This is a genomic window from Streptomyces sp. M-16 (assembly GCF_052114405.1).
Lineage (GTDB): Bacteria > Actinomycetota > Actinomycetes > Streptomycetales > Streptomycetaceae > Streptomyces.
On record NZ_JBFRER010000018.1, the window covers coordinates 1 to 26,325 of the forward strand.

General features: G+C 72.0%; 22 protein-coding genes. 12 read left to right on the forward strand and 10 right to left on the reverse strand.

Annotation, left to right across the window (positions count from 1 at the left end; all coding sequences use genetic code 11):
• A partial coding sequence (locus AB4039_RS10970; protein WP_442270589.1) for an AAA family ATPase occupies positions 1-1,265 on the reverse strand: 1,265 nt, incomplete at its 3' end.
• Positions 1,266-1,432: 167 nt separating this feature from the next.
• Between AB4039_RS10970 and AB4039_RS10975 the strand changes: the two genes are divergently transcribed.
• Positions 1,433-2,158 (forward strand): DUF4344 domain-containing metallopeptidase, encoded by a 726-nt coding sequence (locus AB4039_RS10975; RefSeq protein WP_442270590.1) that lies wholly within the window; start codon positions 1,433-1,435, stop codon positions 2,156-2,158.
• A 225-nt stretch (positions 2,159-2,383) separates the two neighbouring features.
• Here the strand turns inward: AB4039_RS10975 and AB4039_RS10980 are convergent, their stop codons facing one another.
• On the reverse strand, positions 2,384-2,950 hold the full coding sequence (locus tag AB4039_RS10980) for a Uma2 family endonuclease (protein ID WP_442270591.1): 567 nt from the start codon (positions 2,948-2,950) through the stop codon (positions 2,384-2,386).
• Between the two features lie 231 nt (positions 2,951-3,181).
• Between AB4039_RS10980 and AB4039_RS10985 the strand changes: the two genes are divergently transcribed.
• The 6 genes from AB4039_RS10985 to AB4039_RS11010 all read left to right on the forward strand — a co-directional run bounded on the left by AB4039_RS10985 (position 3,182) and on the right by AB4039_RS11010 (position 13,110).
• Complete coding sequence (locus AB4039_RS10985; protein ID WP_266841407.1) at positions 3,182-5,233, forward strand: thioredoxin domain-containing protein; 2,052 nt, start codon at positions 3,182-3,184, stop codon at positions 5,231-5,233.
• 240 nt (positions 5,234-5,473) lie between these two features.
• Positions 5,474-6,763, forward strand: a complete 1,290-nt coding sequence (locus AB4039_RS10990; protein ID WP_266841408.1) for a glycosyltransferase — start codon at positions 5,474-5,476, stop codon at positions 6,761-6,763.
• A gap of 164 nt (positions 6,764-6,927) precedes the next feature.
• Complete coding sequence (locus AB4039_RS10995) at positions 6,928-8,589, forward strand: ArnT family glycosyltransferase (RefSeq protein ID WP_442270628.1); 1,662 nt, start codon at positions 6,928-6,930, stop codon at positions 8,587-8,589.
• Between the two features lie 6 nt (positions 8,590-8,595).
• Positions 8,596-9,780 carry a glycosyltransferase gene (locus AB4039_RS11000; RefSeq protein ID WP_442270592.1) on the forward strand — a complete coding sequence of 395 codons (1,185 nt, stop codon included), beginning with the start codon at positions 8,596-8,598 and terminating at the stop codon, positions 9,778-9,780.
• A 23-nt stretch (positions 9,781-9,803) separates the two neighbouring features.
• Positions 9,804-12,224: a galactose oxidase-like domain-containing protein gene (locus AB4039_RS11005; protein ID WP_442270593.1), complete on the forward strand. Its 2,421-nt coding sequence runs from the start codon at positions 9,804-9,806 to the stop codon at positions 12,222-12,224.
• Positions 12,225-12,345: 121 nt separating this feature from the next.
• A complete protein-coding gene (locus AB4039_RS11010) occupies positions 12,346-13,110 on the forward strand; it encodes a hypothetical protein (RefSeq protein ID WP_266841411.1) in 765 nt (254 codons plus the stop codon).
• A 115-nt stretch (positions 13,111-13,225) separates the two neighbouring features.
• On the opposite strand, the gene trhA is transcribed toward AB4039_RS11010, so the two are convergent.
• Positions 13,226-13,921: a PAQR family membrane homeostasis protein TrhA gene (gene trhA / locus AB4039_RS11015; RefSeq protein ID WP_266841412.1), complete on the reverse strand. Its 696-nt coding sequence runs from the start codon at positions 13,919-13,921 to the stop codon at positions 13,226-13,228.
• Between the two features lie 220 nt (positions 13,922-14,141).
• Between trhA and AB4039_RS11020 the strand changes: the two genes are divergently transcribed.
• Positions 14,142-15,986: a phosphoenolpyruvate carboxykinase (GTP) gene (locus AB4039_RS11020; protein WP_266841413.1), complete on the forward strand. Its 1,845-nt coding sequence runs from the start codon at positions 14,142-14,144 to the stop codon at positions 15,984-15,986.
• 70 nt (positions 15,987-16,056) lie between these two features.
• On the opposite strand, the gene AB4039_RS11025 is transcribed toward AB4039_RS11020, so the two are convergent.
• The 4 genes from AB4039_RS11025 to AB4039_RS11040 are packed head-to-tail and all read right to left on the reverse strand — an operon-like array spanning position 16,057 to position 20,627.
• Positions 16,057-16,692 carry a hypothetical protein gene (locus AB4039_RS11025; protein WP_266841414.1) on the reverse strand — a complete coding sequence of 212 codons (636 nt, stop codon included), beginning with the start codon at positions 16,690-16,692 and terminating at the stop codon, positions 16,057-16,059.
• The gene (locus AB4039_RS11030) at positions 16,679-18,349 is read right to left on the reverse strand and encodes a substrate-binding and vWA domain-containing protein (RefSeq protein WP_442270594.1); all 1,671 of its coding nucleotides are present in this window, start codon (positions 18,347-18,349) and stop codon (positions 16,679-16,681) included. Before AB4039_RS11030 ends, AB4039_RS11025 begins: the two co-directional genes overlap by 14 nt.
• Positions 18,346-19,530, reverse strand: a complete 1,185-nt coding sequence (locus tag AB4039_RS11035) for a toxic anion resistance protein (RefSeq protein WP_266841416.1) — start codon at positions 19,528-19,530, stop codon at positions 18,346-18,348. Before AB4039_RS11035 ends, AB4039_RS11030 begins: the two co-directional genes overlap by 4 nt.
• Complete coding sequence (locus tag AB4039_RS11040) at positions 19,527-20,627, reverse strand: hypothetical protein (RefSeq protein ID WP_442270595.1); 1,101 nt, start codon at positions 20,625-20,627, stop codon at positions 19,527-19,529. Before AB4039_RS11040 ends, AB4039_RS11035 begins: the two co-directional genes overlap by 4 nt.
• A gap of 143 nt (positions 20,628-20,770) precedes the next feature.
• Between AB4039_RS11040 and AB4039_RS11045 the strand changes: the two genes are divergently transcribed.
• Entirely contained in the window at positions 20,771-21,178 is a 408-nt protein-coding gene (locus tag AB4039_RS11045; RefSeq protein ID WP_266841418.1) for a hypothetical protein, read from the forward strand.
• 84 nt (positions 21,179-21,262) lie between these two features.
• The gene (locus tag AB4039_RS11050; protein WP_266841419.1) at positions 21,263-21,919 is read left to right on the forward strand and encodes a hypothetical protein; all 657 of its coding nucleotides are present in this window, start codon (positions 21,263-21,265) and stop codon (positions 21,917-21,919) included.
• A gap of 65 nt (positions 21,920-21,984) precedes the next feature.
• On the opposite strand, the gene AB4039_RS11055 is transcribed toward AB4039_RS11050, so the two are convergent.
• Positions 21,985-22,386, reverse strand: a complete 402-nt coding sequence (locus AB4039_RS11055) for an SCO4983 family protein (RefSeq protein WP_266841420.1) — start codon at positions 22,384-22,386, stop codon at positions 21,985-21,987.
• A gap of 152 nt (positions 22,387-22,538) precedes the next feature.
• Positions 22,539-23,750, reverse strand: coding sequence for a pyridoxal phosphate-dependent aminotransferase (locus tag AB4039_RS11060; RefSeq protein WP_266841421.1), 1,212 nt, complete (start codon positions 23,748-23,750; stop codon positions 22,539-22,541).
• A gap of 410 nt (positions 23,751-24,160) precedes the next feature.
• On the opposite strand from AB4039_RS11060, the gene AB4039_RS11065 reads away from it, so the two are divergent.
• Entirely contained in the window at positions 24,161-24,490 is a 330-nt protein-coding gene (locus tag AB4039_RS11065; protein WP_266841422.1) for a hypothetical protein, read from the forward strand.
• Between the two features lie 473 nt (positions 24,491-24,963).
• Positions 24,964-25,605, forward strand: a complete 642-nt coding sequence (locus tag AB4039_RS11070; RefSeq protein WP_266841423.1) for a CatB-related O-acetyltransferase — start codon at positions 24,964-24,966, stop codon at positions 25,603-25,605.
• Position 25,606: 1 nt separating this feature from the next.
• Here AB4039_RS11070 and AB4039_RS11075 read toward each other — a convergent pair whose 3' ends face one another.
• Positions 25,607-26,164, reverse strand: a complete 558-nt coding sequence (locus AB4039_RS11075) for a hypothetical protein (RefSeq protein ID WP_266841424.1) — start codon at positions 26,162-26,164, stop codon at positions 25,607-25,609.
• Positions 26,165-26,325 lie beyond the last annotated feature (161 nt).

Sequence of the window (26,325 nt, forward strand, 5' to 3'; positions counted from 1 at the left end):
GCCCGCGCCCCGGCGGCCAGCACCGCGGCCGCCTCCGCACCGGCCAGCCGCACCACCGGCAGCTGGTGCACCCACGCCTGAAAGTCGTCCGGCAGCTCCAGCGGCTCCCGCGCCGTCACCAGCACCAGGCTCTCGGTCCGCTCCGGCACCACGGCCCGCACCTGCGCCACGTCCACCGCGTCGTCCAGCACCACCGTCACCGGGAACCCCTGGAGGTGCTGGTGGTACAGCTCGCCGAGCCGGCGCACCTGCTGCTCCGCCGTGGCCCCCTCCCGGAAGAGGAGCTGCTCGCGCGGGGCACCCAGCCGGTTCAGCAGGTGCAGCAGCGCCTCCCGCGTCGACAGCGGGGGCTCACCGGGAGCGGAACCACCGCGCAGGTCGACCAGGCAGGCCCCGCGGAACTGGTCCCGCAGCGCGTGCGCCGCCCGCAGCGCCAGCGCGGTACGGCCCACCCCCGGCTCGCCGTGCAGCACCACCACCACGGGACGCGTCTCGGTGCTGGCCCGGGCGGCCTGCACCCACTGGGCGATCCGGGTCAGCTCCGCCCGCCGGCCCGTGAACAGGTCCCCGGCATCCGGCAGCTGCGCGAACGACTGCTCCAGCATGCTGCGCCTGCGGGCCTCCGCACTGCGGTCCGCCCCGCGCAGCGGCTGCGCCGCCCCGGCCCCGGCCCCGGCTCCGACACCGCCGCCCCCGGCGCCCGGGGCCCCGCCCGCCGTACCGTTGCGGATGCCGCGCGGCGGGGTGCGCACCGCACGCTGCTGCTCCAGGAAGGGCCGTATCCCCCGCACCTCCAGCGCCGTCAGCCACTGGAGCCTCAGCTGCTCCGGCCCGCCGGGGCGTCCCGCGACCCCGGCGCGGCGGTTCGCGGCGGGCAGGTGCACGGCGGTCACCTTCGCCACCGTCGTCGCCGCCCCCGCGACGCCGACGACGACGCCCGCGCTGAGCGCCGTACCGGCGGAGACGCCGAAGGCCAGGTCCGCCCCGGCCGCGGCGGCGGCCGCGACCGCCGTTACCAGCAGGGCCGTCGAGGTGTTCCCGCGCCGGAACGCCTCGCCGAGCGACTCCTCCCCGGCCGCGGCCTCGTCCAGGGCCGCCACGTACGCCCCGTACTCCTCGGCCGCCGCCGCGGCGAGCCCCTCCAGGGCCTCCCGTCCGCGCGCCAGCAGGGCCTCCCGGCCGACCGGAGCGTCCGCCCGCCGGACCTCCTCCTCGACGGCCCGCACCAGCAGCCGTTCGGCCTCGACACGATGGCTGTCCCGCATCGGCGTCCTCCTCGGAGCGTTCCGTGCAACGTGCGCCAAGTGTGCTGCGGGACCACCGTGAGCGCGAGTGAATCTGAGCTAGATCAGAGGGAGTTGACGCCTCTTCGGTCGTCCTGGCGCATATATGTACGCCCCGGCCCCGCCGTTGGCCCGCTTAGGCTCGACGCATGTCCCGACGCCGGACGCCCACCCTGCCGACCGCGGCCCTGTGCGCCGCCCTCCTCGCCGTCCCGGCCTGTCAACACGCCCCGCCCGCCCGCGGGTTCACGATCCGCTACGAGGAACCCGCCCCGGCCGACGCGGCGGACGCGGCACTCCTGCGCACCCGGAAACCGGCCGAACGGGCCGTCACCGCCCTCAACGCCTACCTCGACCTCCCGAAGCCGGTCACCGTCCTCGCCCGCTCCTGCGCCGGCGAGGGCACGGGGTACGACCCGGACACCCGCCGCATCGAGCTCTGCTACGACGACGTGGCGCAGGAGCGGGAGCTCCTCACGGACGAGGCGGCCGTCGCCGACGTCGTGACCGAGACCGTCCACCACGAAGCCGGGCACGCCCTCGTCGACGCCCTGGACCTGCCGTTTCCCTCGGCCCGCGCCGAGGAGGACGCCGCCGACCGGTTCGCCGCGCTCATGCTGATCCGCGAGGGGCCGGACGGCGAGCGGGCACTGCGGACCGCCGCCGAGGAGTACCTCCTGACGGCCGCCGCCGGCCCGGAGGACGACCCCGAACACGCCCCGCCCGCCGAACGCGCCGCGACCCACCTGTGCCTCTTGTCCGAAGCCTCCCCGACCCGCCACCCCGACCTGGCCCCCCGAGCCCACACCTGCACCCCGGACTGGCCCACCACCCGCGACACCTGGACCCACGACCTGGCGCCGCTGCTGCGCTGATGTCGGATCCGGGCGGTGCGGCCGGGCGGGCCGCCCCGACCGCGGAGCCCAGGCCGAGCCGCGCAAGTACACGATCCGGCACGGCTGAAGGGTCGCGTACGAGGCGGCATGGTATCCGCAGGTAGGGCATCTGGTCCCGAGGCGGAGAATTCCCGATCACTCCGCGAAGAACCAGGATGCGGGCGCTATCGGTGAACGCCGAAAGCGGAGCGGCTTCTCCGTTCCTTACAGGACACCAAGATCGACCGTGATGGAGAAGGGCGCGATGGCCTTCACCGTGCCGGTGAACATCTCGCCGTCCCTGTAAGCCCTGGTGGCGGGGTCGAGGACGTAGGTGTAGACGATCGGGAGGCCGGTGGCGGCCTGCTCGACCCGCCAGTAGAAGGGAATGCCGGCCTTGGCGTACTGGTCCACCTTGACGATCCGGTCAGTGGTCTCCGAACCGGGCGACACGACCTCGACGACCAGGAGTACGTGCTCGGGGCGGGTAGGCGTGAGGTCGATGGTCTCCGCCCGGTAGACGATGACGTCCGGACGGCGGTTGGTGAGCGGGACGTCCTGCAGGCGGACGTCGAAGTCCGTGTCGGCGTTCCAGTCCGGCCCTGCGGCGGCGTCCAGCGCATTGGCCAGGAGCCGCGCCAGCCGGTTGTGCCGTTTGGAGGCGCTCGGACTCACGACGACCATCCCGTCCACGATCTCGATGCCGGCGCACTGCTCCTCGGACCAGGAGTCGTACTGTTCCGCGCTGATCTGCGCATGCATCCACGCGGGCGCCACCATCTCGGCGGTCATGGTGTACCTCCTTCGAGGGGCCTCGGCAGGTCCGGCGCTGGTGCGCCCAGCCTACTGTTCCGAGGTGTCGGGCCGCCCGACTTGGAGAAGCGCCGGGAGAAGTTCGACGCCGACCCGCAGGGGGGGGGCAGCCGCCCACCACGTGGTGACTCATCAGTGACATTCAGCCAGGCGGGGCAGGCCCGTGAGGGTTTCGTCGGTCGCGTCAGGCGCTGTGAGAGGCTGGGTCGTATGAACCGGTTGGCTGGTGTGACCTCGCCTTATCTGCTTCAGCACGCTGACAATCCCGTCGACTGGTGGCCTTGGTCGCCGGAGGCCTTCGAGGAGGCGCGGCGGCGCAATGTGCCGGTGCTGCTGTCGGTCGGATACTCCGCGTGTCATTGGTGCCATGTCATGGCGCACGAGTCCTTCGAGGACGGACCGACCGCCGCCTTCATGAACGAGCACTTCGTCAACGTCAAGGTGGACCGCGAGGAGCGGCCCGACATCGACGCCGTCTACATGGAGGCCGTGCAGGCCGCGACCGGGCAGGGCGGCTGGCCCATGACCGTGTTCCTGACGCCGGACGCCGAGCCCTTCTACTTCGGCACCTACTTCCCGCCCGAGCCCCGCCACGGGATGCCCTCCTTCACGCAGGTGCTCGAAGGCGTGCGGACCGCCTGGGCCGGGAGGCCCGAGGAGGTCGCCGAGGTCGCGCAGCGGATCGTACGGGACCTGGCCGGGCGGCAGCTGGACTACGGCAAGGCCGGCGTGCCCGGTCCCGAGGAGCTGGCCGGGGCGCTGCTCGGGCTGACGCGGGAGTACGACGCCGTGCGCGGGGGCTTCGGCGGCGCGCCGAAGTTCCCGCCGTCCATGGTGCTGGAGTTCCTCCTGCGCCACCACGCCCGCACCGGCTCCGAGGGCGCCCTCCAGATGGCCGTCGACACCTGCGAGGCGATGGCCCGGGGCGGGATCTACGACCAGCTGGGCGGCGGGTTCGCCCGGTACTCCGTGGACCGGGAGTGGGTGGTGCCCCACTTCGAGAAGATGCTCTACGACAACGCGCTGCTCTGCCGCGTGTACGCCCACCTCTGGCGGGCCACCGGATCGGACCTCGCGCGGCGGGTCGCGCTGGAGACCGCCGACTTCATGGTCCGTGAACTGCGCACCGAGCAGGGCGGTTTCGCCTCCGCCCTCGACGCCGACAGCGAGGACCCGGTCAGCGGGAAGCACGTCGAGGGGGCCTACTACGCGTGGACGCCGGCGCAGTTCGCCGAGGTGCTCGGCGAGGACGACGGGGCCCTGGCGCAGGCGTACTTCGGGGTGACGCGGGAGGGCACCTTCGAGCACGGCGCCTCGGTGCTGCAGCTGCCCCAGGACGGCCCCGCCCTCGACGCGGAGCGCCTCGCCGGGATCAAGGAGCGGCTGCTCGCCTCCCGCGCGCGGCGCCCCGCGCCCGGCCGGGACGACAAGGTCGTCGCCGCCTGGAACGGGCTGGCCATCGCGGCGCTCGCCGAGTGCGGGGCGTACTTCGAGCGCCCGGACCTGGTCGAGAGGGCCACCGAGGCCGCCGACCTGCTCGTGCGGGTCCACATGGACGGTTCCGCCCGCCTGGCCCGCACCAGCCGCGACGGCAGGGTCGGTCCCAACGCCGGGGTGCTGGAGGACTACGGCGACGTCGCCGAGGGCTTCCTGGCGCTGGCCTCCGTCACCGGTGAGGGGGTGTGGCTGGAGTTCGCCGGATTCCTCGTGGACCTGGTGATGGCCCGCTTCGCCGCCGAGGACGGCTCGCTCTACGACACCGCGCACGACGCCGAGCGGCTGATCAGGCGACCGCAGGACCCCACCGACACGGCCGCTCCCTCGGGCTGGACGGCCGCCGCCGGGGCGCTGCTCTCGTACGCCGCGCACACCGGTTCGCAGCCCCACCGCACGGCGGCCGAGCGGGCGCTGGGCGTGGTGCACGCCCTCGGGCCGCGCGCCCCGCGCTTCATCGGGCACGGCCTGGCGGTGGCGGAGGCGCTCGTGGACGGGCCGCGCGAGGTGGCCATCGTGGGGCATCCGGACGATCCGGCGCGGGCCGCGCTGCACCGGACCGCGCTGCTGGGGACGGCTCCCGGGGCGGTGGTGGCGGTGGGTCTGCCGCGTGCGGCGGACGGGAGCGGCGGGGAGTTCCCCCTTCTGGCCGAGCGCACACTTGTTCGCGACCTTCCGGCGGCGTACGTGTGCCGACACTTCGTCTGCGCGCGGCCTACGACCGAACTGGTCGAATTGGCGGATCAGTTGGGTGCGGTTCGTCCCTGAAGCACCCGGAGTGCCGTCAATTCCGCTTGTCGTACATCAACTCCGAAACGTGGTTTTTATCTGGGCGGCGCCTCCGCTTCACGTTCCCTGCCTAATCTCATGGCTTCGGGATTCGCCGAGCCGCGCACTGGGGGGTGCGCACGAGGGGGAAGCGGAGGCGGCGGGCCGGGGGGCCCGTGGTCCGCCTCCGGGGGGTTTTCCATCGCCGCCTGGGGTTGCGGCATGTCTGTGGGGGACGGTTTGTACACTTCTGTGTTCATTGCTGCCATTTCTCTGGCGCTCTTCTGGATGGCCGCCTTCACCCTGTGGTGGCAGATGCACGCGTGGCGCACGCCGGAGACGCTCGCGTCGACCCGGTTCGACCGCCCCGACGGCGGCGGCCGGCTGGCCTTCTCGCTGCTCCTGCCCGCCCGCCACGAGCAGGCCGTCCTGGAGCACACGATCGACCGGCTCCTCGAATCGAGCCACACCGACTACGAGATCATCGTGATCGTCGGCCACGACGACCCCGAGACGGCGGCCGTCGCCGAACGCGCCGCCGCCCGCGCGCCCGAACGCGTCCGCGTCGTCACCGACCACCACGAGGCGAAGAACAAGCCGAAGGCCCTCAACACCGCGCTCCCGCACTGCCGGGGCGACATCGTGGGCGTCTTCGACGCCGAGGACCAGGTCCACCCGGAGCTCCTCGCCCACGTCGACCACGCCTTCCGGGCCACCGGGGCGGACGTGGTGCAGGGCGGGGTACAGCTGATCAACTTCCACTCCAGCTGGTACAGCCTGCGCAACTGCCTGGAGTACTTCTTCTGGTTCCGCTCCCGGCTCCACCTGCACGCCGAGAAGGGCTTCATCCCGCTCGGGGGCAACACCGTCTTCGTGCGCACCGAGGTGCTGCGCGAGGCGGGCGGCTGGGACCAGAACTGCCTCGCCGAGGACTGTGACCTGGGCGTGCGGCTCTCCTCCGTCGGCAAGAAGGTGGTCGTCGCCTACGACTGCGACATGGTCACCCGCGAGGAGACGCCGGGCTCGCTGATGAGCCTGCTCAAGCAGCGGACCCGCTGGAACCAGGGCTTCCTCCAGGTCTACCGGAAGAAGGACTGGCGGCAGCTGCCGGGCCGCGGCCAGCGCTGGCTGGCCCGCTACACGCTGATGACCCCCTTCATGCAGGCGGCCTCCGGAGTGATCATCCCGGTGAACTTCGCCGTCGCGGTCTTCCTCGACGTGCCGGTCGGCATCGCGATCATCACCTTCCTGCCCATGATCACAGCGCTGGTGACCTTCGTCTTCGAGATCGTCGGCCTCCACGACTTCGGCCGCCAGTACGGCCTGCGGGTCCGATTCGTGCACTACGTCAAGCTCGTCGTCGGCGGCCCCTTCTACCAGGTGATGCTGGCGGGCGCCGCGATCCGCGCGGTCTGGCGCGAGCAGCGCGGCCGCAACGAGTGGGAACTGACCAGCCACACCGGCGCCCACCTGACCGGGGCGACGGCCTCCACCGCTTCCACCGCGATCCGAGAGGACAGCCACCGGTGACCGCCACCCTGCCCACGGCCACTGATCCCCAGCCTCAGCCCGGACCCGGCGAAGCCTCCGCCGGCGAAGCCTGCGCCACCCTGCCCGTCCGCCCCCGGGCCGGCGCGGGCGCCGCGACCGCGACCGCCACCTCCGCCTCCACCRCAACCTCCGCCTCCACCGCCATCGAGCCCAGAGTCCCCGCCCAGCGCCGCCCCGACGGACCCGGCACCGGCACCGGCCCCGGCACCCGCCCCGGCGGCGGCCTCGGCGTCCGCCCTCCCGCGCCCGCCCGGCCCCTGGTCCGCTTCCGTTCCTCCCGCCCCGACCTGCTGCTCTGCGCCACCCTGCTGCTGGCGATCCTCCTCGTCCAGGGCTGGAACATCACCCACTTCCCCACCCTGAGCGACGACGAGGGCACGTACCTCGCCCAGGCCTGGGCCGTCCAGCAGGGCAAGGGCCTCGCCCACTACACCTACTGGTACGACCACCCTCCGCTGGGCTGGATCCAGGTGGCCGGGCTGACCTACCTGCCCTCCCTCTTCGTGCCCGACTGGATGACGGTCGCGCCGATGCGGCTCTCGATGCTCGCCGTCTCCGGCGCCAGCGCGGTGCTGATCTACGTGCTGGCCCGCCGGCTCTGGCTGCCGCGCTGGGCGGCCGGACTCGCGATGGCCCTCTTCGGGCTCTCCCCGCTCTCCGTCGTGCTCCAGCGGGAGATCTTCCTCGACAACCTCGCCGTGATGTGGATGCTGCTGGCCTTCTGCCTCGCCGCGTCCCCCAGCCGCCACCTCTGGCACCACTTCGGCTCGGGTCTGGCCGCCGCCACCGCCGTCCTGACCAAGGAGACGATGCTGGTGGTGCTCCCGGCGCTGCTGGTGACGATGTGGCGCCACAGCCACCGCGACACCCGCAAGTTCGCCGTCACCGGAGCCGTCACCGCCTGCGCCCTGATCGGGCTCTCGTACCCGCTGTACGCCCTGCTCAACGGCGAACTGCTGCCCGGCGCCGGACACGTCTCCCTCATCGACGGCATCACCTACCAGATGGGCCGCCCCGGCTCCGGATTCATCCTCGACCCCGGCTCCGGCTCGTACGGCGTGTTCCGGTCCTGGCTCTACTACGACACCGTCCTGCCGCTCGGCGGGCTCGCCGGCGCCGTCCTGCTGCTGGCCACCACCCGCTGGTCGGTCACCGCGCGGGCCCTGGCCGGACCGGCCCTGGCCGCCGTGCTCCTCGCGCTCGTCGCACTGCGGCCCTCCGGCTACCTGCCCGCCATGTACGTCATCCAGGCCCTGCCCTTCCTCGCCCTGGTCCTCGCCGCGGCGGCGGCCAGCGTCACCCACGCCGTCCTGCGCCGCCGCAGCACCCCGGGGGAGCGCCGCGCCCTGGTGTGCGCGCGCTGGGCGCTGACCGTCGTCCTCGCCGCCTCCGCCGCCGTCTACGTCCTGCCGCGCTGGTACGACGGCAACCGCACCGCCCTCACCGTCGACGCGAACGCCCCCTACCGGCAGGCCGCCGCGTGGCTCGCCGCGGTCGCCGAACCGGCGAACACCCGCGTCCTCGTGGACGACGCCCTGTGGCTCGACGCTGTTCACCACGGTTTTGCACCCGGAACGGGCGCCATCTGGTTCTACAAGGCGGACCTCGACCCGGCCGTCACCAGGACCCTGCCGCGCGGCTGGCGGGACATCGACTACGTCGTCTCCTCGCCCACCGTGCGTCGTGATGCGGCGGACCTGCCCAACGTGAAGGCTGCACTGGAGCATTCGACCGCGGTCGCCGTCTTCGGTACGGGCGAGGACCGTGTCGAGATCCGCCGCACCGACCGCGAGAGTGGGAGCTGAACCACCATGAGCGAGGACCTGTGGCCCCCGCGCGCCCTGGACGCGCCGGAGGCCGTCGCGGGGCGGGCGCCCGCCCCCGGCAGCGTCACCGTGATCATCCCGACCTTCAACGAGGCGGCGAACGTGGAGGAGGTGCTGAGCAGGCTCCGCAGCTCGCTGCCCGCCGGCCCGCCCTGCGAGGTGCTCTTCGTCGACGACTCCACCGACGACACGCCGGCCGTGATCGAGAAGGCCGCCGCGGACTGCCCCTTCCCGGTGGCGGTCCTGCACCGGCAGGTCGCCGAGGGCGGCCTCGGCGGGGCCGTCGTCGAGGGCGTCAAGCGGGCCGGCTCCGAGTGGATCGTCGTCATGGACGCCGACCTCCAGCACCCTCCCCACCTCGTCCCCGAACTGGTCGGCGAGGGCACCCGCACCGGCGCCGACCTGGTCGTCGCCTCCCGCTACATCGCCGGCGGCAGCCGGGCGGGCCTCGCCGGCAGCTACCGCGTCGCCGTTTCGCGCGGTGCGACCTGGCTGGCCAAAGGCCTCTTCCCGCGCGCCCTGCGCGGGATCAGCGACCCGATGAGCGGCTTCTTCGCGATGCGCCGCTCCGCGGTGAGCGCCGACGCCCTCAAGCCCCTCGGCTACAAGATCCTGCTGGAACTGGCCGTCCGCTGCCGCCCCGCGAAGACCGCCGAGATCCCCTTCGTCTTCCAGGACCGCTTCGCCGGGGAGTCCAAGTCCGGTGCCCGCGAAGGGATCCGCTTCCTCGCGCACCTGGCCGCCCTGCGCTCCGCGAGCCCGCTCGCCCGGATGATCGGCTTCGGCCTGATCGGCCTCTCCGGCTTCGCCCCGAACCTGCTGGCCCTGTGGCTACTGACCCACGCCGGGGTGCAGTACCTGGCCGCCGAGGTCCTCGCCAACCAGGCCGGGGTGCTGTGGAACTTCCTCCTCATCGAGACCCTGCTCTTCCGTGACCGCCGCCGCCACCGCCACTGGGCGGACCGGATCGGCCGCTTCGCCCTCCTGGCCAACGCCGACCTGCTCCTGCGGATCCCGCTCATCGCGCTGTTCGTCGCCCGGCTCGGCCTCGGCGTCCTGCCCGCGACGGCCCTCGCGCTCGTGACCACCTTCGTGCTGCGCTTCGCCGCCACCGAAGCCCTCGTCTACCTGCCGCGCGGGCCACGTGCGGCGGCCTCACCCAGGAGTTGAGCCGCACCGAAAGGACACCCCGCATGCAGAGGAAGATCCGACGGAGGTCAGGGCGCCGGGCCGCCCTCCTCGCCGTCGGGGCGATGACCGCCGGCCTGCTGCTCACCGCACCACAGCAGGCCACGGCCGGACCGCCCAACCTGCTCACCAACCCCGGTTTCGAGACCGCCGGACCGGCCGGCGCCGACATGCCCTCCTGCTGGGAGAAGTCCGGCTGGGGCGACAACGACTTCACCTTCGCCACCGTCGCCGACGCGCACGGCGGCACCAAGGCCATGAAGGTCTCCCTCACCCGCCGCGTCGACGGCGACCGCAAGGCCCTGGTCACCGAGAACGCCACCTGCGCCCCCACCGTCACACCGGGCAGGCAGTACGACCTGTCCGCCTGGTACAAGTCGAACACCCCCGACGTCTCCGTGACCGTCTTCCGCCACGACACCACCGCCGGCTGGCAGTACTGGACCGACCTGCAGAACCCGCCGGTCAGCGCCGCGTGGGCGCGCACGCAGGTCCGTACGCCCACCGTCCCGCCGAACACCGACAAGATCACCTGGGGGCTTTCTGTCTACGGCGTCGGCACCCTCACCAGCGACGACTACGCGGTGGAGGAGGCCGGGGCCGTCCCTCCCCAGCCCGCCTGCACGGGCACGCCCGACCAGTGCGCCAAGGGCACGTGGGAGGTGATGGCCGCCCAGAACCCGGTCCGCTCGATGCACGCCGTGGTCCTCAGGAACGGCAAGGTGCTCCTGATCGCGGGATCGGGCAACGACATATCCCAGTTCAACGCCGGGACCTTCACCTCCGCCGTGTACGACCCGGTGGCCGGCTCGGTCAGGACGATCCCGACGCCGGTGGACATGTTCTGCTCCGGCCACGTGCAACTGGCGGACGGCCGGGTGCTGGTGATGAGCGGCAACAAGGGCTACCCGTCCGCCGACGGCAAGATCGGCTACCAGGGGCTGAAGGACTCGTACGTCTTCGACCCGGCGACCGAGACGTACACGAAGACCAACGACATGAACGGCGGCCACTGGTACCCGTCCGCCACGATCCTCGGCAACGGCGACGTGATCACCTTCGGCGGTCTGAAGGAGGACTCCACCGGCAACGTCACGGCGGAGAAGTTCTCGGCGGCGCAGGGCAGGTGGCTGCCGATGAACCAGGTCAACCAGACCTGGTCGTACTGGGGCCTGTACCCCTCGATGATCCTCATGCAGGACGGCCGGCTCTTCTACTCCGGCAGCCACACCTTCGGCAACGGCACCGCCGGATCCGGCTCCTCGATCTACGACTACGACGCCAACACCGTCACCGACGTGCCCGGACTGCGCGGTAAGGACGCGCGCGACGAGTCGGCGAGCGTGCTGCTGCCCCCGGCCCAGGACCAGCGGGTGCTGACCGTCGGCGGCGGCAACAACGAGACCAACCCGCCCGCGAACCGTCTCACCGACATCATCGACCTCAAGAAGCCGAGCCCCGGATACACCGCGGGCCCCGACCTCCCGCAGGGCCTCGTCGACGTGGGCGCCGGCAAGCGCCCGCAGACCGGCGCCGAGGGCAAGATGTACGTGTCCGCCGTGCTGCTGCCCGACGGCAAGGTGCTGGAGACCGGCGGCGGGCTGCACGACCGGGCCGACCCGGTCTTCGAGGCCTCCTTCTTCGACCCGGCGAACAACACCTACCAGCCGGGCCTGGCCACCGACCCGATCCCGCGCACCTACCACTCGGGCGCCTTCCTGCTGCCCGACGGCCGGGTCATGTCGGTCGGGGACAACCCGGGCAACGGCACGTACAACCACGCGGTGTCGATCTACACCCCGCCGTACCTCTTCAAGGGCCCGCGCCCCCGGCTGACCTCGGTGATCGACACCGAGTGGGTCTACGGCGACACGCAGCGGATCACCGTGGACCGGCCGATCGCCAAGGCGGAACTGATCCGCCCGGCGGCCGTCACCCACTCCTCCGACCCCAACCAGCGGTTCGTGGACCTGCCCATGACCGTCGTCAACAACACCACCATCGACCTCAACGTCACCAGCAACCCCAACCTGGCGCCGCCCGGCTGGTACATGCTCTTCGGCGTCGACGCGAACGGCGTCCCCTCGGTCGCGACCTGGGTCCACCTCGGCGGAGCCCCGGCGCTCGCGGCCGCGCAGGGGCGGCGACCGAGCGCCCACGAGCACTCCTTCGCGGACGAACTGGCCGCCCCGAAGCCCAACCCCCAGCAGCGCGACGCCGCCCCGGTGGCCCCGACCGTGGCCGGCTGCGACCGCCACTACGGCACGGCGAGCCTGTGCGTCCCGGCGAACTTCCCGGCGGAGGTGGAGAAGACCACCCGGGCGCGCTGCGACTGGCTGGCCTCCCACCTGTTCCCCCGGCGGATGAAGATCAACGGCAGCGATCCGCTGCGCCTGGACCCCGACGGCGACGGTCAGGCCTGCTAGCAGGCCCCGCCTGCCGGTCCCGGCCCGGCAGGCCCCGCCCCCGTACCGGCCCGGTACGGGGGGCGGGGCCTGCGCCGTCGCCCGGAATGCGGGACCCGGTCCGCCGTGCGATAACGGCACCATGAAGCAGCTCCCGACGGCCACGGCCGCAGAAATCAAGATCAGCTTCGTCGGAGCGGAGGCCGGGACCGCGTTCGACGCGCTGGAGCTCGACCGCGAGGAGGGCCGCTCGCGGGCCGTCCACTTCTGGGACCGGCCGGTGAAGTCGGCCGGCGGCGCGATCGGGCTGCCCCTGCTGGACCGGGGGCTCGTCCTGCGCCTGCGCCGGGACGAGGCCGGACCGGGGTCCAAACACAAGGCGGACCTGACCGTCAAACTGCGCCCGTGCACCCCGCTGCCGCAGCCCTGGCGGGAGGAGCGCGAGGAGGAGCACTGGGAGTACCGGATCGAGGAGGACCGGGCCGGGCCCGATTTCGGCCCCGTCCTGGCGGCCTCGCTGGAGGCCGGCCGGGAGTTCGACGAGGCCCTCGACACCGAACGGGGCTCCCTCGGCGATCTGGTCACCAAGCCGCAACTGGAACTGCTGGAGGCGGCCGACGCGGACGGGGAGGACCTCGACGCCCTGACGGCGCTGGGCCCGGTGCACGCCGTCAAGTGGAAGCAGGACTGGGACGGGCTGCCCGGATCCGTGTCGATCGAGGAGTGGACCACCGACGGCGGACTGCGGTTCCTGGAGGTGTCGGTCCGCGCGGACGTCGCCGACGCGCCCCGGGTCCAGGACCTGCTCGGGGACGGCCTGCGCGACCGCGGCCTCACCCCGCCGCGGACGGGCGAGACGAAGACCCGGGCCGTACTGACCGCCCTCGCCCGCGACCTCCTGCACTGACCCGCCGCGCCGACCCGCCGCGCCGACCCGCCGCGCCGACCCGCCGCACTGACCCGCCGCGCCGACCCGCCGCGCCGACCGCCGTGCCGGGGACGGTGTCGCCCCCGGCAGGCCGTCAGCCCCGGTGCGAGTAGGCGGCCAGGGAGATGCCGACGTAGTGGGCCACGAAGGCCGCCAGCGTCAGGGAGTGGAAGACCTCGTGGAAACCGAAGAACCGCGGAGAGGGGTTGGGCCGCTTGATGCCGTAGATCACGCCGCCCACGCTGTAGAGCAGGCCGCCCACGACCACCAGCACCAGGACCGTGATGCCGCCGGTGCGCAGGAAGTCGGGCAGGAAGAAGACCGCGGCCCAGCCCATCGCGATGTAGCAGGGGGTGTAGAGCCAGCGCGGTGCGCCGACCCAGAAGACGCGGAACGCGATCCCGGCCGCCGCCGCGAGCCACACCGCCCACAGCAGGGTCCGCCCGGTGGAGTCCGGCAGGAGCAGGACGGTGAGCGGGGTGTAGGTGCCCGCGATGATCAGGAAGATGTTGGCGTGGTCGAGGCGGCGCAGGATCGCTTCGCCGCGCGGCCCCCAGGTACCGCGGTGGTAGACGGCGCTGACGCCGAAGAGCAGGCAGGCCGTGAGCACGTACACTCCGCAGGCCACGCGTGCCCGGGTGGAGTCGGTGAAGGCCATCAGCACCAGGCCCGCGACCACCACGGCGGGGAACATTCCGGTGTGCAGCCAGCCCCGCATCAGGGGCTTGGCCTCGGTCTCCACCCCCGGCGCTGCCGGTGAGGCCGCTACGGCGGCGGCGTCAGAAGTCATGACCGACATGCTACCTACGGGTCCGTAGGTTCCCGGTAGCGCTCTTTACGGAAGATTGACGGACGTGTCGATGCTCACGTGAGAGGCCCTCTGGACATATGCGCACATCCACCGGATGATCAGATGAGTGCGGTCGGCACCGGATGAGCGGAGCGCGAAGCATCCGGGTCGCAGCCCCCACGGGGCATACACCAAACAAACCCCTCAACAAGGAGCAATCGTGGCGCGCGACAACGCGGCTCCCACTTCCGGTTCGACACTCCCCACCGATCACGCAGAGCTGGTCTCCTGGGTGGACGAGATCGCAGCCCTCACCCAGCCGGACCGCGTCGTCTGGTGCGACGGCTCCGAGGCCGAGTACGAGCGCCTGTGCGAGGAGCTCGTCTCCAAGGGAACGTTCAAGAAGCTGGACGAGGCCAAGCGCCCGAACTCCTACTACGCCGCCTCCGACCCCTCCGACGTCGCGCGTGTCGAGGACCGGACCTTCATCTGCTCCGAGAAGGCGGAGGACGCGGGCCCCACGAACCACTGGAAGGCCCCTTCCGAGATGAAGGAGATCTTCTCGGGCGAGCAGGGCATATTCCGCGGCTCCATGAAGGGCCGCACGATGTACGTCGTGCCCTTCTGCATGGGCCCCCTCGGCTCCGAGCTCTCCGCGATCGGCGTCGAGATCACCGACTCCGCCTACGTCGCGGTCGCCATGCGCACCATGACCCGCATGGGCAAGGCCGTCCTCGACGAGCTCGGCACCGACGGCTTCTTCGTCAAGGCCGTCCACACCCTCGGCGCTCCGCTCGCCGAGGGCCAGGAAGACGTGCCGTGGCCGTGCAACACGACCAAGTACATCTCGCACTTCCCCGAGACCCGCGAGATCTGGTCCTTCGGCTCCGGCTACGGCGGCAACGCCCTGCTCGGCAAGAAGTGCTACGCGCTGCGCATCGCCTCCGTCATGGCGCGTGACGAGGGCTGGCTCGCCGAGCACATGCTGGTCCTCAAGCTCACCCCGCCGCAGGGCGAGGCTGAGGCCCCCAAGTACATCGCGGCCGCGTTCCCGTCCGCCTGCGGCAAGACCAACCTCGCCATGCTGGAGCCGACCATCCCCGGCTGGACGGTCGAGACCATCGGCGACGACATCGCCTGGATGCGCTTCGGCGAGGACGGCCGCCTCTACGCGATCAACCCCGAGGCCGGCTTCTTCGGCGTCGCCCCCGGCACCGGCGAGCACACCAACGCCAACGCCATGAAGACCATGTACGCCAACACCGTCTTCACCAACGTCGCGCTCACCCCCGACGGCTCCGACGTCTGGTGGGAGGGCATGACCGAAGAGGCGCCCGCGCACCTCATCGACTGGAAGGGCAACGCCTGGACCCCGGAGTCCGGGACCCCGGCCGCGCACCCCAACGCCCGCTTCGCCGTCCCGGCGTCGCAGTGCCCGACGATCGCCCCCGAGTGGGAGGACCCCAAGGGCGTCCCGATCTCCGCGATCCTCTTCGGCGGCCGTCGCGCCTCCGCCGTCCCGCTGGTCACCGAGTCCTTCGACTGGAACCACGGCGTCTTCATCGGCTCGAACATCGCCTCCGAGAAGACCGCCGCCGCCGAGGGCAAGGTCGGCGAACTGCGCCGCGACCCCTTCGCCATGCTGCCCTTCTGCGGCTACAACATGGGCGACTACATGGCCCACTGGGTCAAGGTCGCGGCCGACAAGGACCAGGCCAAGCTCCCGAAGATCTACTACGTGAACTGGTTCCGCAAGAACGACGCGGGCAAGTTCGTGTGGCCCGGCTTCGGCGAGAACAGCCGCGTCCTGAAGTGGATCGTCGGCCGCCTCGACGGCACCGCCGAGGGCGTGGAGACCCCCATCGGCATCCTGCCGACCAAGGACTCCCTCGACCTGGACGGCCTCGACCTCCCGGCCGAGGACCTGGACTTCCTCCTCACGGTCGACAAGGAGGTCTGGCGCGAGGAGGCCGCGCTGGTCCCCGAGCACCTGAACACCTACGGCGACCACACCCCCAAGGAGCTGTGGGACCAGTACCACGCGCTCGTCGAGCGCCTGGGCTAGTCCCCGGCCCCACCCCCCCAGAACCGAGGCCGGCTGTCCCCGGCCGAGGACCGACGCGGGATTCCCCGACCTAGGGCTCCCTGCGACCTTCCAAATAGGTCGTGTGCGTCTGCTGACGGCGGGCTTCCACATCGTGGAGGCCCGCCGTCACGCGTTCCGCCTCCTCGAACAGCACCGACAGCTGCCGCTCCAGGTGCCGCTCCGGAGATTCCCCGCCGGGCGTCAGCCGGGTCCACCAGCGGGTCCGGTTGTACGTGTCCACGCACTCCGGCACGTCCAGCCGGATCGCCCGCGACAGCGTGTGCACCGCCTCCGGCTCCGTGGCCAGCACGTCCGCCACCCAGCCCGGATCGAGCAGCGCCGCGTACAGGTCCAGCAGCTCGCTCAGCTTGCCCTCGGCGGCCGGCGGCAGCTCCACCTCCGCCACGTACTCCCGCAGCCGGCCCAGGTCCTCCCGTACGATGCCCAACTGCTCGGCCGGATCCGGGAAGTACGGGGTGTCGATCCGCGCCGGCGGGGCGATCAGGGCGCCCGCCGCGTACAGGCCCGCGACCACCACGGGCCAGTACGCACCCGCCACCCCGGCCAGCGTCAGCCCCAGCCCGACGAGCCCGCCGACGCCGCCGGCCAGGTTCTTGCCCGACTCCAGGTACCCGAGCACCCGGGCCCCGGCCGACGCGCCGCCGGACGCCCTACTGGTAGCCACGGATCTCCTCGAAGGCCCCGTCCAGCGAACCGTTCCCGTCGGTGGCGTCGAAGAGACGGCCGCCGGTCAGCTCCGTGATGTGCGTGAGCTCCTTGCGGTCCGAGTCCCCGAACAGCACCGCGAAGACGGGAGTGTGCTTCTGCCCTTCCGGCAGCCCCGCGTAGAAGGAGTCGAAGTCCTGCACCTTGTCCCCGCTCTGCCCGTCCGTCATGAGCACGATCGAGGTGAACGCGTCGGCGTTCCCCTGCCCCAGGTGCTGGTACGCGGCCTTCAGACTCCCGTACACGGCCGTGCCCCCCTCCGGTCGGAGGGACCCCACGTCACCCCGGATCGCCTCCAGGGCCGGCCCCGGGTTCCCCGGTTCGACGACGTGCGTCAGCACCTGCTTCACCTTGTCACCGAAGGGCAGCAGAGTCACCTCCTCGCGGTCCCTGAACCGCTCGCCCGTCCCCGAACTCCCGCTCCCCGTAAGGTCGGTGAGCGCCGACTTCAGCCGGCCGATCCGGTCCTGCTCCGCCATGGAACCCGAGGTGTCCAGCACGTACACCGTGCGCGACGGCCGGCGCAGCTCGTTCTCGTACGAGGCCAGCAGGCCGTCCGCCACCGACCGCGAGCCCGGGAACGGCAGCTCGCGCCGCCGCTCCCCGTCCAGCCCGGCCGCCGGGGTCACCCCGGCCGCCACCGGCCGCCGGAAGGTCTTCTCCGTGATGGCCTTCTGCGCGGCGTCGCCCCGCAGGTAATCCGTCAGCAGCCGGCCCGACTCGCGCGCGCCGGACGGGGCCGAGGTCAGCAGCGTCAGCGGATAGTGCGCCGTCACCACCCCGTCCTTCGGCCGGATCACCGTCAGCGGTTCCTTCGCCCGGTCGTTCATCGACAGCAGCACCGACTCGTAGTTGACCAGCGCGTCCACGTCGCCGCGCTTGGCGTACGCCGTCACCAGCCAGCCCGAGGAACCCGAGGTCAGCTTCTGCCCCTTGAAGAACTCCCGCAGCCGCGGCTGCGCCGTGCGCACGTCGGCGTCGGTCAGCGCCGACTGCGCGCCCGACAGGCCCGAGGCCACCGACACCAGCGCGGAGAAACCGGAGTTGGAGTGCACCGGATCCGTCATCCCGTACGTCAGCTTCCCGGCGGCGACGGCCTCCTCGACCGCCGACCAGGTCACCTCCTGCGGCTTCCAGCCCAGCCGGGCCAGCGCCTGCGGCTTCACCCCGACCGCCACCGGCGAGGACATCACCGGCGTCTCGTTGGCCAGTTTCGACGCCGCCTCCGGGCGCAGCCGCAGGTAGTCGTTGGACGAGAGCCAGATCGCGTCGTACTTGCCGTCCGCCTTGCCGGAGGCCACCTGCTCCGCCGCGTCCAGCGTCCCCGACCAGGTGAAGTCGACCGAGACGCCGGTCGCCGCCTTCGCCGCCTTCAGCACCGGCTCCATGTCGGTGAGCTCGCTGGAGGCCAGCACCCGCAGCCTGCCCTCCTTGTACTCCTGCTGCTTCGGCCCGCCGCCCGAGGACCCCGACGACTCCGACGACCCCGAGGACCCCGAACCGCCGGAAGCCGCCGACGGGCCGCCGGAGGTGCAGCCGGCCGCCCCCAGCAGCGTCGCGGCCAGGGCCACGGCCGCCATCAGCCGCGCGCGCGTGCGCGCCGTACGCGGGCTCATCGCTCCCCGCCTTCCAGGGCGCCCGCGGTCCGCGTCCGGGCCAGGTGGGCCGAAGCCGACCGGAGCTCGCCCGTCAGGGACTCCACCGTCGCCGCCATGTTCTCCGTGGCCTGCACCTTGAAGGAGTCGATCGCGTCGAGGGTCTTGTAGATCTGCGCGAACGCCGTCCGCAGCGTCTCCGCCCCCACCGCCGGGTCCGCCGCGATCCGCTGGATCTCCCCGCTCTGGGTGGCCAGCATCTCCGCGTTCCCCCGGATCAGCTCCTCCGTCGTCCCCTTCAGCGCGTTGACCTGCTCGACCACCGTGCGCTGGTGGTCCAGTGCCGCGGCCAGCATCACCGCGATCCGCAGCGCCGACACCGTGGTCGTCGCGGCCCGGTCGACGCCCTTGATCAGCTCGTCGTTGTTGCGCCGCACCACGTCCATCGCCAGATAGCCCTGGGCGCAGACCGCCAGCTGCGTCAGCAGGTCCTGGTGTTTCTGCCGCACCGGGAACAGCACGTCCGCGCGCATCGAGTCCGCGGCGTGCGGATCCGTCCGCTCCGTCTCGGCGATCCGCTGTTCGACGGCGGCGTCCAGCGCCTCCGTGAGCACCGCGTGTTCCTGGAGCCTGCCCATGGTCTCCCACAGCCGGGCCCGCTCGGTGTGCAGGGCCGCGTTGTCGCGGCGCAGCTCGTCCTGACCGCCGCGCAGCGCGCCGACGATCCGGTTGAGGGTGGCCTGCGAGGAGGCGTACTTGGCCACGTGGTCGCGCAGCCGGTTCCCGCCGGGCAGCCTGGCGAGCAGCCGGCGCGCCCCCTTGGCGGGCCCGTCCCGCGGATCGAGGTCCTCGACGGTGCGCCGCAGCTCGACGAGCGAGCCGGCGACCCGGCCCTGTGCGTCGCCGCCCTCGGCGCCGAGCGAGCGCACGGCCCGGTCCAGCATCCGGTTCGACTGCTGGGCGGCGTCGCGCATGTCGGCCGACCCCAGCGCGGCGATCTCGCCGATCCGGGTGGCGAACTCGGGGGAGCGGACGTCGATCGCGGCGAGCAGGCCGACGTACTCCCCGGCCCGGCGGCTCATCTCCTCCCGCACCCCGTCCTCCAGCGGGACCAGCCCGGAGGCCTGCTCCCGGCGGACGGGGGCGACGGGCTCCGGTGCCGTGAGGACGAGCGGGGCGTCCTCGGGCGGTGTCAGTGTCATGGCGTGTCCCCCTGCCCCTTGGCGCGTGCGGCCAGCGCCATCAGGACCTTGACGGTCGGTGCGCCGACCTGGCGGATCCCGGTCAGCCCCGGATTGAGGTAGCCCGGGTACGGCGCGGTCGCGGTGGTGAACTCGGCGACGCCCTCCTGCGGGCGGAAGCCGTGGCGTACGGCCAGCTCGCGCAGCTTCGGATCGGTGGCGAGGAGGGTGCCGAGCTCCTTGGCCTTCTCGCTGATCGGTACGAAGGTGTGCGGGGAGTTGACGGTGGTGTCCGGGTACAGCACGACCATGTTGGCGGCCTCCCCGGTGGCCTGCTTCTGGATCAGGAGCGAGGCCACCTGGGACTCGTAGGCGAGGATCAGCGGCTCGCCGCTGCCGCTGATGAACGCCCGGAAGGGGTCGTCGGTGCTGGGCTCCAGCGCTCCCTGGACCGAGATCAGCTTGCGGAGCAGGGGCGCGGTACGGGCGATCCCGGCGTCGTCGGAGACGACGGTGCCGCTGTTGGCGACGTTGGAGGTGGCGGCGATGAACAGGGCGCCGGAATTGGAGGTGGCGGGGTCGGTGGTCCTGATGAAGACCCGTCCGGCCAGCTCGGTGAAGGCGTTCGCCCCCGTCAGCTGCTGCCAGTTGCGGTCCTCCTCGGCGGCCTTCAGGTAGGGCTCCATCAGCAGGGTGCCGGAGTTCTTCCCCGACATCCTCACGAGCCCGTTGTCGGCGAGCACCTTGGCCGCGTTGGCGCGGGCGATGACGACGAGGGGGGAGAAGAAGGGCTTGGTGGTCTGTGCGCCCTTGACCCCGGCCGCGGCCTCGATCTCCTGCGCCGGCTCACTGCTGCTGGGGAAGGCGAAGTCGTACTCCTTGAGGGCGAGCTGGTCCATGGCCCAGGAGCCCGATGTTTCGGTCTTGACGGTGTAGCCCTTGGCCGCGAGGGCCTTGGTGACGTCGGGGTCGCGGAAGAACTCGGACTTCTCCGACCCGATGACGCCGCGCACGCTCTTCGTTGGCGTGCGGTCTGGCCCTTGGCCCCCGATGACGATGACGGCGATCACGCCGCCGATCAGGAGGACCGCCAGAGCGATTCCCAGGATGCGTCTCACGGGTGCAGCGTGCTCGCGGAAACCCACATTCCGCGGCGGGTCCGGTGAACGCAGGGTGGCCAGGCGGTCCCACTTCGAAATGCTGTGTGGGCCCGCGGGTGCTGGTGGGCCGGGCGGGGGCCGAGGAGGATCGTGCCATGGGCGTGAGCGCGTTGAAGTGGCAGGGCTGGCTCGTCGGCCTGGTGGGACTGGCGGGCCTGCTGGTGTTCGCCCCACTGGGCCTCTACGTATGGGCCAGCGGCGGCGACGGCCCCGCCGTGGCGCCGCCCCCGCCGGACGTCCGGGTCACCGCCTGCCGCGTCGACCCGGCGAGCCGTCGCGTGGTGGCGTCGGTGGAGGCACGGGGCACGGGCTCGTACGTCGTCACGGTCGAGTTCCGCGACCGCGAACCCCCCGCCCCCGACGCCCGCACGGCCCGCGCCCTGATCGGAGTCCCGGGCCTCAGCCCGGCCGCCCCGGCCCAGTCCGAGGCCATCGGTCCGGTCTGGCCCCCGTCCACGGGCCCGTGGTGCGGGATCGCCGGGGTGGCGCCCGCACCTCCGTCCCGCTGAGCCCCGGGCGGTCGGATCCCGTTTCTCCGTGCGACCCCCAATTGCTATCGTCTCGGGGGTCGTTCAGGGAGCCCAGGGGGAAACATGTCGGATCCGTCGCAGCCGCCGGCCTCGGTGCCCGCGCTTCAGCCCCCCACGGGGCCTTCGCGGGCCAAGCTCTGGGCGGCCGGGGCCGCCGTGGTGAGTGCCATCGCCGGTGTGGCGAGCGCGATCGCCGCCTTCTCCGGCAACCCGACGGCTCCGGCGGCCGTCGCACCCCCCACCGGGGTCTCCCTCCCGGCGCCGCAGACCGGTTCGGGTCCGGCCGCGGGGGGCACGGGTGCGGGTGGCACGGGTACGGGTACGGGTGCGGGTGCTGCCCCCGCCTCCGTCCGGTGGTCGGGCAAGATCGTCCTCGGCCTGGAGGGCATCGACCTGACCCAGAACCCGCCCCGCAGGGGCGACGGTTCCACCTTCGGCTACCGGCCGGCCGCCGCCCGCAGCGGGTCCAGCTCGATGACGGTCAAGGGCACCGCCGCCCTCTGGACGGACGCCTCGGCGCCGACGCCGCAGGGCTGCAAGGACCTCCTGGCCACGCAGTCACGCTCCGAGGTCGTCGTGGCCGAGGGCGACAGCGTCTGCCTCGTGAACGAGAAGTCCCCGATCGCCGTCCTGAAGGTCACCGCGACCCGCTACGACGAGGGCACCTACGGCCTGATCGAAGGCGAACTGACGACCTGGAACCTTCGCGGGACCGGCTGATCGCCGAGTCGGCCCCGGGTGTGTGGCACCCGGTCCGGAGCCTCCGCGGCCCCGGACCGGGGCCGTCAGTGGGCGCCGGCCAGGTCGACGGAGTCGAGGGCGGCGGCGTGCGCGTCCATGCGCTCGGCGGCGAGGATCGCGGCGGCGGTGTCGGCGCGGGACGCGGCGACGAGGAGGGCGCGGGCGGCGAGGTCGTGGGCGCGCCGGTGCAGCACCGCCGGGTCCTCGTCGGAGGCCCCGGCGGCGCGGGCGGGGCGGGCCCCGCGCAGACGGGTCACCTGGGCGGCGATCTGCTCGGCGGCCTCGCCGAGCGCGAGCTCGTCGGTCAGGGTGAGCAGGGCCGACAGGTGTCCCGCGAGCTGGATGTCCAGCTCCTCGCCACGGCTGCGGCGCGGGTAGTCGGATGCGCCGTGGTGGCCGCCCTCGCGATGGCGGACGACCGGCTTCGTGCGGATCGGCTCGTACATGAGGAGGCCTCCTGCTGGGTCAGGAGACCATCCTACATTGGAACCGGTCTAAAGTTGAGTTGAATCCTGGTGGAGTGTGGCTGGAACGCCCCCGGGAGTGCTCCGCCGGGGGCGCCCCGCCTCTCTGCGGCCGGCCCCCGCGGCCGGCTGTTCTACGGCTGGCTGTATCCGTCCAGGAAGTTGCCGATCCGGGTGACCGCGTCCGCGAGGTCCTTCGCGTTGGGCAGCGTCACGATGCGGAAGTGGTCGGGCTCGGGCCAGTTGAAGCCCGTGCCGTGCACGACCATGATCTTTTCGGCTCGCAGCAGGTCGAGGACCATCTGCCGGTCGTCCTTGATCTTGTAGACGGACGGGTCGAGCCGCGGGAAGGCGTAGAGCGCCCCCTTCGGCTTCACGCAGGTGACGCCCGGGATCTGGGTGAGCAGGTCGTACGCGACGTTGCGCTGTTCCAGGATCCGGCCGCCCGGCAGGACCAGGTCGTTGATCGACTGCCGGCCGCCGAGGGCGGTGGCGACGGCGTGCTGGGACGGCATGTTCGCGCACAGGCGCATGTTGGCGAGGATCGTCAGGCCCTCGATGTACGAGGCGGCGTGCTTCTTCGGGCCGCAGACGGCCATCCAGCCGGCCCGGTAGCCCGCGACGCGGTAGTTCTTCGACAGTCCGTTGAAGGTCAGCGTCAGCAGGTCGGGGGCGATCGCGGCGGTGTTGGTGTGGGTGGTGCCGTCGTAGAGGATCCGGTCGTAGATCTCGTCGGAGCAGACGACCAGGTTGTGGCGGCGCGCGATGTCCGTCAGCCCGCGGAGCATCTCGTCGTCGTAGACGGCGCCGGTCGGGTTGTTCGGGTTGATGATCACGATGGCGCGGGTGCGGTCGGTGATCTTGCGCTCGATGTCGGCGAGGTCGGGCATCCAGTCGGACTGCTCGTCGCACCGGTAGTGCACGGCGGTGCCGCCGGCCAGGCTCACGGAGGCGGTCCACAGCGGGTAGTCCGGGGCCGGGACCAGCACCTCGTCGCCGTCGTCGAGCAGCGCCTGCATCGACATCTGGATCAGCTCGGAGACGCCGTTGCCGAGGTAGATGTCCTCGACGTCCAGGTCGATGCCCTTGGTCTGGTAGTGCTGCATGACCGCACGGCGCGCCGACAGCAGCCCCTTCGCGTCCCCGTAGCCGTGGGCGTTGCCCAGGTTGCGGAGCATGTCCTCAAGGATCTCCGGCGGGCACTCGAAGCCGAAGGCCGCGGGGTTGCCGGTGTTGAGCTTGAGGATGCGATGACCTGCAGCTTCGAGCCGCATCGCCTCTTCGAGGACGGGGCCGCGGATCTCGTAGCAGACATTGGCGAGTTTCGTTGACTGGATCACCTGCATGACGGGAGCTTACGGGCCCCCGCGGCCGCCCGCTTGGTCATTTCGGCCGAACGTGGTGTAAGGAAATGTCCCGTTTCGCGCGATGGGTGGGTGGTGGCCCGGTCCACCCTTTGAAACGGCGGCGCGCCGCCTCCGTGACCTGCGGAATGAGTGGGGGCCGGGCCGGGGGCGGCGCAGGTGTTGCGCTCGTCACTTGAGGCGGGTTCTAGTGGGGCTGCGGCCGGGGTCGGGCGGTTGACGCGACGGCGGGTGCGAGGGCCGACGGAACGGCCGGTGCGAGTGGTGCGAGTGGAGGGGTGGAAGTCGTGGGGGATGCGGTGGGCGGGTCCGGGGGAGGGGCCGGGGGACGGGCGGTCGGGGGTGTGCCTGAGGGGCGGCGCGGGGGTGCCGGGGCGCCCGACGCGGCGTCCGTGTTCCGGTTCGCCACGGAGCTCTGCGCCTGGGTGGCCACCCCCTGGGCCCTGGCCGGTTGGTCGGCCTGGGCGGCGGCGGGCTCCGTGGTCGTGCTGATCGGCCTGCCGACCCTCTTCGCCACGCCCGGCGACAAGACCCAGGTGATCGTTCCGGTGCCGGGCGCGGTGACGGTGGCCCTGGTGCTGCTCCAGCTGGTGGCGGCGGTCGCGGCCGCCTGGGCGGCCTGGCCGGCCTGGGCGGCGGTGACCGTGACGGCCCTGGCGACGACCTGCCTGGTCACGGAGCGCAGGCGCTGGGGGCGGCTGCTGGGGGGCTCGGGGGGCTAGGGGGGCTTCGCGTGCTGGGTGGGGTCGGGGGTGGGCGGGTGCTCCCCCGGTCCGGGTCGGAAGAGTGCTGGGGGCGTCCCACCAGTCCACTGTCCTTCCGTGTCGGGCCGGTCCCTCAAGGGCGCTCCTTCGTCGCGTCGCTTCGCGATGGCCTTCGGCCACCCTTGACCGACCGTCCCGCCACGGAATGCCAAAGACTGTCGGGAAGCCCCCAGGGAAACGGCCGGGAGGGAAGCAATGGCATGGGGGCGGATCAGAGACCCTCGACCCCTCCCCGCCTGGGCAGACCCGAGATGCGGGCCCCCTCGTTCTGATTCCGGGCCGGGGGCCGCCAGACCACACCGAACGGCGACCGGAGCGGCCGGCGAGCCCCCCATGACGGCATGCACGTCGGATCGCTACGCGCTTCTCCCGGCTTGGCGTCTGCGATCCGTCCGGGGCTGGGCATAAGCGTCAACTAACGTGCTCTCACCATGAATCAATTGCCTGCGGATCCGACGGTGTTGCACCCGTTTCCCGACCAGCCGCGCGTGGTGCTGCTCAAGCCGCTCGTGACGTCCGGGCTGATCGAGGTCGGGGAGTACTCGTACTACGACGATCCGGACGATCCGACCGCCTTCGAGACCCGCAACGTGCTCTACCACTACGGGCCGGAGAAGCTGGTGATCGGGAAGTTCTGCGCCCTCGGCACCGGGGTCCGATTCATCATGAACGGCGCCAATCACCGGATGGACGGTCCCTCCACGTTCCCGTTCCCCGTCATGGGCGGGTCCTGGGCCGCGCACTTCGACCTGCTCACAGGACTGCCCGGCCGGGGCGACACCGTGGTCGGCCACGACGTCTGGTTCGGCTACGACACGATGGTGATGCCCGGGGTGCGCATCGGTCACGGGGCGGTCATCGGCTCGGGCGCCGTCGTCGTCGACGACGTTCCCGACTACGGCATCGTCGGCGGGAATCCCGCACGCCTCATCCGCACGCGCTACGACGGTGCCGATGTCGCCCGCCTCCTGCGGGTGGCCTGGTGGGACTGGCCCGTCGAGCACATCACCGAGCACGTCCGCGTCATCATGTCCGGCACCGTCGACGAGCTGGAAGCGGTCGCACCGCGCTGAATCAGGTGTTGGTGTTGAGGAAGCCGATGACCACGGAGCCCCACCAGCAGGCCTGCGACACGAGGGCGGTCACCCCGCCCCAGAGCAGGAGCCGACCGCCGACCGGCAGGGTCGCTTCCTCCATCCGACGGCCCAGCAGGCCCGCCTGGAGTCCGTTGAGGGTGAGTACGGCGACCAGCCCGAGCTTCGTGAGGGTCAGTGGGGAGTGCACGTCGGGGTGCAGCATCATGCCGCTCGCGACGAGGCCCCCGAGACCGGCCCAGATGGGCACGTGCAGCCGCGCGGTCGCACCGATCACCTCGGCGAGGGTGCAGCGCCCGGTGGCCCAGAGGAATCCGTAGTAGTCGAGCGACAGGACCGCACCGAAGCCGAGCACGAGGGAGGCGAGGTGCACGAAGAGCGCGGCGGAATGCAGCGTCCCGTCGGTCTGAATGTGGAGCGAGAACCACAGGCCGGCCGTCAGTACGACCATCGCGCACACCGCGCCCGCCGCCACCGTCCACCACGAGTCGAACAGGCGGACAGGACGGGCGGGAAGTCTGACGGCAGGGGACGACATGTGAGCTGACTCCGAGGGAAGGCCACGGCACTGTCTGCCGCGTCGTGACAAGGTAAGGCTTACCTAAAGACTCTTTTCCGTCAATCCGCGTCCACGACCCAAGACCCCCGCTCCGCTCTGGGCGAAGGGGCCTGCCCCGGACCCGCAAGCCGTGGTCCAGT

Excerpts from the sequence above, each read along its gene's own strand:
- AB4039_RS10975 (WP_442270590.1), top strand. The coding sequence starts at position 1,433 with ATGTCCCGACGCCGGACGCCCACCCTGCCGACCGCGGCCCTGTGCGCC.
- AB4039_RS10980 (WP_442270591.1), bottom strand. The coding sequence starts at position 2,950 with ATGACCGCCGAGATGGTGGCGCCCGCGTGGATGCATGCGCAGATCAGC.
- AB4039_RS10985 (WP_266841407.1), top strand. The coding sequence starts at position 3,182 with ATGAACCGGTTGGCTGGTGTGACCTCGCCTTATCTGCTTCAGCACGCT.
- AB4039_RS11000 (WP_442270592.1), top strand. The coding sequence starts at position 8,596 with ATGAGCGAGGACCTGTGGCCCCCGCGCGCCCTGGACGCGCCGGAGGCC.
- AB4039_RS11005 (WP_442270593.1), top strand. The coding sequence starts at position 9,804 with ATGCAGAGGAAGATCCGACGGAGGTCAGGGCGCCGGGCCGCCCTCCTC.
- AB4039_RS11010 (WP_266841411.1), top strand. The coding sequence starts at position 12,346 with ATGAAGCAGCTCCCGACGGCCACGGCCGCAGAAATCAAGATCAGCTTC.
- trhA (WP_266841412.1), bottom strand. The coding sequence starts at position 13,921 with ATGACTTCTGACGCCGCCGCCGTAGCGGCCTCACCGGCAGCGCCGGGG.
- AB4039_RS11030 (WP_442270594.1), bottom strand. The coding sequence starts at position 18,349 with ATGAGCCCGCGTACGGCGCGCACGCGCGCGCGGCTGATGGCGGCCGTG.
- AB4039_RS11035 (WP_266841416.1), bottom strand. The coding sequence starts at position 19,530 with ATGACACTGACACCGCCCGAGGACGCCCCGCTCGTCCTCACGGCACCG.
- AB4039_RS11050 (WP_266841419.1), top strand. The coding sequence starts at position 21,263 with ATGTCGGATCCGTCGCAGCCGCCGGCCTCGGTGCCCGCGCTTCAGCCC.
- AB4039_RS11055 (WP_266841420.1), bottom strand. The coding sequence starts at position 22,386 with ATGTACGAGCCGATCCGCACGAAGCCGGTCGTCCGCCATCGCGAGGGC.
- AB4039_RS11060 (WP_266841421.1), bottom strand. The coding sequence starts at position 23,750 with ATGCAGGTGATCCAGTCAACGAAACTCGCCAATGTCTGCTACGAGATC.
- AB4039_RS11070 (WP_266841423.1), top strand. The coding sequence starts at position 24,964 with ATGAATCAATTGCCTGCGGATCCGACGGTGTTGCACCCGTTTCCCGAC.
- AB4039_RS11075 (WP_266841424.1), bottom strand. The coding sequence starts at position 26,164 with ATGTCGTCCCCTGCCGTCAGACTTCCCGCCCGTCCTGTCCGCCTGTTC.